At 48.1% G+C, this 7,274-nt stretch carries 8 protein-coding genes and 1 pseudogene; 6 read left to right on the top strand and 3 right to left on the bottom strand.

Annotated elements, in window-relative coordinates:
- From ACTIE6_RS13630 to ACTIE6_RS13605, 6 genes and pseudogenes are all read left to right on the top strand, one after another.
- Nucleotides 1–736 (top strand): annotated as a pseudogene (locus ACTIE6_RS13630) (TonB-dependent receptor); the annotation flags it as partial.
- Nucleotides 685–1,680, top strand: a complete 996-nt coding sequence (locus ACTIE6_RS13625) for a TonB-dependent receptor plug domain-containing protein (RefSeq protein ID WP_439557162.1) — start codon at nt 685–687, stop codon at nt 1,678–1,680. The pseudogene ACTIE6_RS13630 and the gene ACTIE6_RS13625, both read left to right, overlap by 52 nt.
- A gap of 60 nt (nt 1,681–1,740) precedes the next feature.
- Entirely contained in the window at nt 1,741–2,307 is a 567-nt protein-coding gene (locus ACTIE6_RS13620; protein ID WP_439557160.1) for an AraC family transcriptional regulator, read from the top strand.
- Between the two features lie 32 nt (nt 2,308–2,339).
- Nucleotides 2,340–2,684: a heavy-metal-associated domain-containing protein gene (locus tag ACTIE6_RS13615; RefSeq protein WP_439557159.1), complete on the top strand. Its 345-nt coding sequence runs from the start codon at nt 2,340–2,342 to the stop codon at nt 2,682–2,684.
- Between the two features lie 20 nt (nt 2,685–2,704).
- On the top strand, nt 2,705–4,132 hold the full coding sequence (locus ACTIE6_RS13610) for a hypothetical protein (protein WP_439557158.1): 1,428 nt from the start codon (nt 2,705–2,707) through the stop codon (nt 4,130–4,132).
- A gap of 69 nt (nt 4,133–4,201) precedes the next feature.
- Nucleotides 4,202–4,945 (top strand): class I SAM-dependent methyltransferase, encoded by a 744-nt coding sequence (locus ACTIE6_RS13605; RefSeq protein WP_439557157.1) that lies wholly within the window; start codon nt 4,202–4,204, stop codon nt 4,943–4,945.
- Here ACTIE6_RS13605 and ACTIE6_RS13600 read toward each other — a convergent pair whose 3' ends face one another.
- The 3 genes from ACTIE6_RS13600 to ACTIE6_RS13590 all read right to left on the bottom strand — a co-directional run.
- Nucleotides 4,946–5,425: a YeeE/YedE family protein gene (locus ACTIE6_RS13600; RefSeq protein WP_439557161.1), complete on the bottom strand. Its 480-nt coding sequence runs from the start codon at nt 5,423–5,425 to the stop codon at nt 4,946–4,948.
- 8 nt (nt 5,426–5,433) lie between these two features.
- The gene (locus tag ACTIE6_RS13595; RefSeq protein WP_439557156.1) at nt 5,434–6,012 is read right to left on the bottom strand and encodes a YeeE/YedE family protein; all 579 of its coding nucleotides are present in this window, start codon (nt 6,010–6,012) and stop codon (nt 5,434–5,436) included.
- A gap of 30 nt (nt 6,013–6,042) precedes the next feature.
- Nucleotides 6,043–7,274, bottom strand: a 1,232-nt coding sequence (locus ACTIE6_RS13590; RefSeq protein ID WP_439557155.1) for an MBL fold metallo-hydrolase, incomplete at its 5' end; no start/stop codon positions are given.

Here is a 7,274-nt window from a genome sequence, read left to right as displayed (position 1 = left end):
GCGCGGACTGGCTTCTACTTTCGGGCTGAGTTCGATTCCGGGAACGTGGATCCAGTCCATTGACATCGGCAAAGGTGCTGGCTCCGTTGTAAACGGATACGAATCAATGACGGGGCAGATTAACATTGAACTTCAAAAGCCGGACACACACGAGAAGCTTTACCTGAACACTTATGTCAACAATTTCGGAAGAGCTGAACTGAACCTGAACCTCGCCCATCAACTCAACAAAAAATGGAGTACCGGACTGCTTACACACGGAAGTACGCTGCAAAACAGAGTGGACAAGAATGGCGACGGTTTCATGGATATGCCGCTTTATACACAAATCAATGCGATCAACCGATGGAAATATCAGGGCGATAAATTAATGGCGCAATTTGGCGTGAAAGCATTGGTGGAAGACCGGCTGGGCGGACAGACCGGCTTCGATAAAGAAATGCGCGGCACTACACAAGCTTACGGTTTTGGGTCCAAAATCAATCGCTATGAATTTTTCTCCAAAATCGCGCGGCTCTTCCCGGAGCAGCCTTATAAAGGGCTGGGACTGGTTGTGAATGCGTCAGTTTTTGATTCGAAGTCTTATTTCGGTCTTAATAACTACGATGGAAAGCAAAAAACGCTTTATACTAACCTGATCTATCAATCCATTATCAACAATACCAATCATTCCTATAAAACGGGATTGACTACCTGCTTGATAACTACAATGAACGTTACAAAACGCAAACTTTAACCAGAAACGAATCGGTACCGGGTGCGTTTTTCGAGTATACCTATAACAATCTCGACAAGTTTGTGCTGGTAGCAGGCGGGCGGGTGGATTTTCATAACCTGTATGGGACACAATGGACACCGCGGGTGCATTTGAAATACAATGTCGCAGATCAAACCGTGCTACGTGCTTCTGCGGGCAAAGGGTTCCGGGTTGCCAATCCGCTGGCTGAGTACTACGGCAATCTGGTTAGCTCGCGGCAGGTGGTTTTCAGGGAGCAGATTCAGCCGGAGAAGTCGTGGAACTACGGCGCCAGCCTTACCCAGGAATTTACAATTGGTGGAATGAAGGGGAATCTGATCGTCGATTATTATCGTACTACATTTGAAAACCAGCTGGTTGCAGATATGGAAGACCCCAGGTACCTGAGCTTTTATAACCTGGATGGAAGCGCATTTGCAAACAGCTTTCAGGCCGAGGCAAACCTGAGACCGATCAAACGTTTTGAATTGAAACTGGCCTACCGGCTTTTCGACGTAAAGCAAACGGTTGTTCAGGGTTACGATCAGCGGCTGCTCCTGCCGAGAATGATGGTGAGCCGCGACCGGGTTCTGTTCAATGCAGGTTATGCATTGCCTTACGATAAATGGAAGTTTGATTTCACCGCCCAATGGAATGGTAAAAAGCGGCTGCCCTACATGGGCCCGGTTGATCACCACCAGGTACCTGAGAACCTACCTTCGACTATGGCGCCTGCGTTCTATAATCTCAATGCACAAATCACCCGTACTTTCCCGAAATGGGATATTTACCTCGGCGGGGAAAACCTGGCGAACTTCACGCAAAAGAATCCGATTATCGGCGCAGACCAACCCTTCGGCCAGCATTTTGACGCAGGAATGGCGTGGGGACCAGTATTAGGACGAATGATTTATGCGGGGTTGCGTTATAAGATTATACGTTGAAGGGAGAACGGAGGAAAGGGAGGATGGAGGAAAGGGAGGACGAATTTAAATGAGCTCTTTATGAAATTATATATTAAAAATATGGTTTGTGATCGCTGTAAGCGGGTGGTGCGTGAGGAGCTTACTGCTTTGGGGCTGCACCCTGTTTCGGTGGATCTGGGCGAAGTAGAAACGGCAGAAGACCTGGATGCGGATAGTCTGAAACAGGTGAAATCGGTTTTGGAAACAAATGGTTTTGAGCTGCTCGACGATCGCAGGCTGACAATTGTTGAACATATCAAAACGCTGGTTATTGACGAGATTCAGAATCTCAAAGGGCTAAAACCTGCCCAGATGAATTTCTCGGATTATTTGTCGGAGAAGATCGGCTATGAATATTCTTACCTGAGCAGCCTTTTTTCGTCGGAGACGGGCCAGACTATTGAACAGTACATTATCGCGCAAAAAGTAGAGAAAATAAAAGAATGGCTAACGTACAATGAATTGACACTAAGCGAAATGGCGTGGCGACTTTCTTACAGCAGCACTGCGCATTTGAGTAACCAGTTTAAAAAGGTAACCGGCATGACGCCCGGAGAATTTAAGAAAAGTCCGACGAGGAAGGCGCTCGATCAGGTCGGAGGATGAAATCAATATCAAATCAAAAAACAACTGCAATCATGAAAACAATCCTTTTTTCATTCATTACACTCCTTTTTATCGGATCCAATGCAGCTTTTAGTGCAGGTGACGAGAAAGAAATAAAGATCAAAACTTCGGCGGTCTGCGAGATGTGCAAAGCCCGCATTGAACGTAATCTTGGCCTGTCAAAAGGTGTAAAAGAGTCCAACCTGAACCTGAAAGACAAAGTGGTTACGGTGAAGTACAACCCGGCCAAAACAACGCCGGAAGCAATCAAAGCCACGATTATCAATACTGGCTATGATGCCGATAACCAGCTCGCCAACCAGAAAGCACACGACAAACTACCCAGCTGCTGCCGCAAAACCGCAGCACCACACTAATCATTTAATCGCTTCCCACTATGAAACTCAACAAACTGAAAACCATTATGATCGCTGGTCTGGCAATGCTTGCACTGCCGGCATTGGCGCAGCATGAACATCATCAGCAGCCTGCAAAAGACAGCACACGCCACGAAATGCATGATATGAAAAGTATGGACCACGGCAACATGGAACATATGCATCACGGAGATACCACGAAAATGGATCATTCGAAAATGCAGCATGCACACCAGATGACGCACAGCTTTTCGCTTAGTCTGCCGATGACCAGAAACGGTTCGGGTACCGGTTGGCAGCCCGACGCGACGCCCATGTACGCGTACATGAAGCATAGCAATAAGTGGAATTACATGCTGCACGGAAGCGTTTTCCTCCGCTATACCAGCCAGAATTTCAACAACAAAAACAAAAAAGGCCAGGAATCTAAATTCAGTGTACCAAATTGGTTTATGGGAATGGCGCAGCGGCAGGTTGGAAAAAATGGCTTGCTGAACATCCGGGCAATGGTCTCCCTCGACCGGATTTTCGATGGCGGAGCCGGTTACCCGCTTCTATTTCAATCTGGCGAAAGCTGGAACAATGTTCCATTGGTTGACCGCCAGCACCCGCACGACCTGGTTTCGGAACTTTCGCTTGGTTATACGCAACGCATTAATGAACAGCTGGATCTCACGATTTATGCAGGTTACCCCGGAGAACCGGCGCTCGGACCAACTGCCTTTATGCACAGAATGTCCGCATTCAATAATCCGGATGCGGTACTGGGCCACCACTGGCAGGATGCGACGCACATTACATTCGGTGTGGTGACTGCGGGTATTCGCTACGGAATGTTCAAGCTGGAAGGATCCTCTTTTACGGGTCGAGAACCGGACGAAAACCGTTTCAATTTCGATAAGCCGCGTTTTGACTCTTATAGTTACCGGCTGCTTTTTAACCCTGGTGCGAACTGGGCATTTCAGGTGAGCCGCGCATTTATTAAAAGTCCGGAAAGGCTGCATGCTCACGACGATGTAACCCGCACTACCGCTTCTCTGCAACATAGTGCACAGCTTGGAGGTGAAAACAAGTGGATTTCTTCGACGTTGGTTTGGGGTAAAAATGCAGGTAATCACAAGGGAAATTCTGTATTGGCCGAATCAAATGTACAGCTCAACAAATGGGCAGTTTACGGAAGGTACGAGTGGGTCCAGAAAAGCTATAACGATCTCCTGGAACAACCCAGCGACATTCCGGAATATTCGACCAATGCAGGTATTTCTGCATTTACGCTCGGGATTAACCGGCAGCTTTTTTCTTTTGCCAATACATTGGTGCAGGCGGGCGGACAGCTCAGCTTTCACCACATCAATGAATATAATTCGTATTTCAGAAATAGTTACGGTAAAAACCCCATGTCGGGCCAGGTTTACCTGCGTCTCACGCCCGGTTTAATGAAAATGTAGTTTCTCCGATTATCTTCAACAGATACCAGGCTGCATTTGCTTAGTTTTGCCAAAAATCAAAACGACGCAGTGGCCTGGTATCATAGTTATTTCAAAGGATTACCCCAAATAGCCTGGAAGCTTCACCAGGATGAAGAATACACAGATTTCGAAGTTGACTTCCTGAGCGATGTGCTTGAAATCAAGGAAGGAAACAGGGTACTCGACATTTTATCCGGCTACGGCCGCCACGCCATTCCCCTGACTGAAACAGGCTGCTCTATTACCTGCGTCGACATTTCCGCTGAGTACTGCGACGAGCTGACCAAGGTGACCCGTAAGAAAAAACTCCCCATTGAAGTGGTATGTGCTGATGTACTGGATTATGATTTTGAGGCAAATGCATTTGATGCTGCGTACTGTCTCGGTAACAGTCTGAGCTTTTTCCCAAGGCAGGATATGCTACGATTTTTTGGCAAAATTGCTTCTGCACTGAAACAAGGCGGACATGTGGCTTTACATACTGAAAACCTGGCAGAAAGCATTTTACCAAACTTTCAGGTACGTAACTGGATGCCGGTGGGAGACGATATTTTTTATCTTGCCGAAAACGAGTACCGGCCCGAAGAAGGCTGCATTGAGGCGCAGCAGACATTTATCTCAGGGAATGAAAAAGTGACCCACACTGTATTTCAGTACATCTATACTTTGTCTGAAATCACGGCAATGTTGCAAAGTGTGGGATTAAAAACAGTAGGTACTTTCGGAAACCTGGAAGCCAATCCATTCACGTTGGGTGACGAGCAGCTTTACCTGGTTGCTGTTAAAAACTGATCAATGCGGAAGCTTTTGCCTCAGCCAGCCGTAAGTCCAGGTACCTGCGATCGCGCTCAGTAATGTGACCGCCACAGCCAGGTACCCGCTTCCTATCTGCGCGAAAAGCGGTCCCGGGCAAGCGCCGGTGATCGCCCAGCCGAATCCAAACATCAGTCCGCCGTAGATCTGACCCTTGTTAAATACTTTATCCTGAATGTAAACCTGCTCACCGGAAAGGGTCTTGATATTGAATTTCCTGATCAAAAAAACCGAAAGCAGCCCCACTGCCACTGCCGAGCCGATTACACCGTACATGTGAAATGAGTCGAGCCTGAACATTTCCTGAATGCGGAACCAGGATATAATCTCTGCCTTTACAAACACGATCCCGAATAGCACACCCACAAAAAGGTATTTTAGCTTTGCGGCAAAAGTTTCCTGCGACTGCTGCTGATTTGCGCCGTCGGCATTATTCGTTTTGATTGCCTGCGTTTCCATATTTTCCATTACCTGACGAGTTCAAGCAAAAAAGGAAGAACCAGGTGTGTACACGCAAAACCTCCGGCCATAAAGCAGATCGTTGCAACGAGTGAAGGCCACTGTAAGCTGGCGAGGCCCATAATGGAATGCCCTGAGGTGCAGCCTCCCGCGTACCTCGTCCCAAAACCAACCAGAAACCCGCCTAAAACAAGGAAAATGAAGCCTTTGGGCGAGAATATGTAGTCTATCGAAAATAAGTCCGCCGGCATCAACCCGGAAAAGTCTGTGATCCCGAATGATGCAAGTGTAAATTTCGTGTTTGCTGAAATAGCAACAGGCTCCGGGTTGGAAAGAAAGAATGTCGCCAAAAAGCCACCCAGCGCGATACCAGCTACGAAAAAGAGATTCCACGTCTCTTTGCGCCAATTGTATTTGAAGAAAGAAATGTCAGCCGGGATTACCGCCGCGCAGATATGGCGCAACGATGAGGAGATACCAAACGATTTATTTCCCAAAAGCAGCAAAGTCGGAACAGTAAGTCCGATCAAAGGCCCCGCCACATACCACGGCCAGGGTTTCCGGAGGATTTCAATGAGGTCTGACATTTCTATTGCTTAAAAATTTACACTCCGACATTAATGGTTCGCATTTTCCAGCACCGGTACATTCGTTTTTGAAACTGCTCCGTAGCCTCCTTCGATATTTACAACATCGTCGATCCCGCGGGATTTGAGAATGGAGGCGGCGATCATGGAACGGTACCCGCCGGCACAATGAATATACAGCTTTTGATCTCTTGGAAATTCCTCCATCAGATCATTAATATAGTCCAGCGGGAGGTTCTTGGCACCTTCTATGTGGCCTGCATTAAACTCGTCGGGCTTGCGTACATCGATAATTTCCAACGCTCCGTCTGCAAAGTCGCTTTCAAATTCACCCGCAGAAATGGATACGATAGAATCAACTTCCTTCCCTGCATCTGCCCAGCTTCTGAAGCCTCCATCCAGATACCCGATCGTGTGATCGTACCCTACCCTGGCCAGCCGCGTGATGACTTCCTCTTCCTTGCCGGGTTCCGTAATGATGAGCAACTCTTGTTTCAAGTCGGGAATGAGCGCGCCAACCCAGGGAGCAAAACTGCCCTGAATGCCGATGTTAATGGAATTTGGGATAAAACCTTTTGCAAAATCATCCGCACTCCGGGTATCCAGGATCAATGCGCCGGTACTGTTGGCTGTTGCTTCAAATGCTTCGGCAGAAAGCGCCTGGTCGCCGCGTTCGAGCACGTCGTCGATGCTTTCGTAACCGTCACGGTTCATTTTTACGTTTTTGGGGAAATATTGCGGTGGCTCGGTCAGCCCGGCAGTTACCTCTTTAATGAATTCTTCTTTGGTCATATCAGCCCGCATTGCGTAATTGAAGCGTTTCTGATTCCCGAGCGTGTCTGATGTTTCCTTACTCATATTCTTGCCGCAAGCCGAACCTGCACCGTGTGCAGGATATACAATTACCTCGTCGGGAAGCGGCATGATCTTCTCGCGCAGACTGTCGAAAAGCATTCCCGCAAGATCGTCCATGGTCAGGTCGCACTTTTGCGCGAGATCGGGTCGGCCCACGTCTCCGATAAACAGGGTATCCCCGCTAAACAATGCGACCGGCTTACGATTTTCGTCCAAAAGCAGGTAACAGGTTGATTCCAGCGTGTGCCCGGGCGTATGCAGTACCTGGATAGTCACATTTCCAAGCTGAAATTCCTCCCTATCCTTAGCAATATGTGCTTCAAAGCCCGTTTTCGCACCCGGACCGTAGATGATCGGCGCGCCCGTCTTTTCGGATAAATCCAGGTGACCGGACACAAAGTCGGCAT

This window comes from Dyadobacter sp., assembly GCF_051859145.1.
Lineage (GTDB): Bacteria > Bacteroidota > Bacteroidia > Cytophagales > Spirosomataceae > Dyadobacter.
Note: the sequence above shows the minus strand (reverse complement) of the source record. Positions and strands in the feature narration are given on the sequence as shown.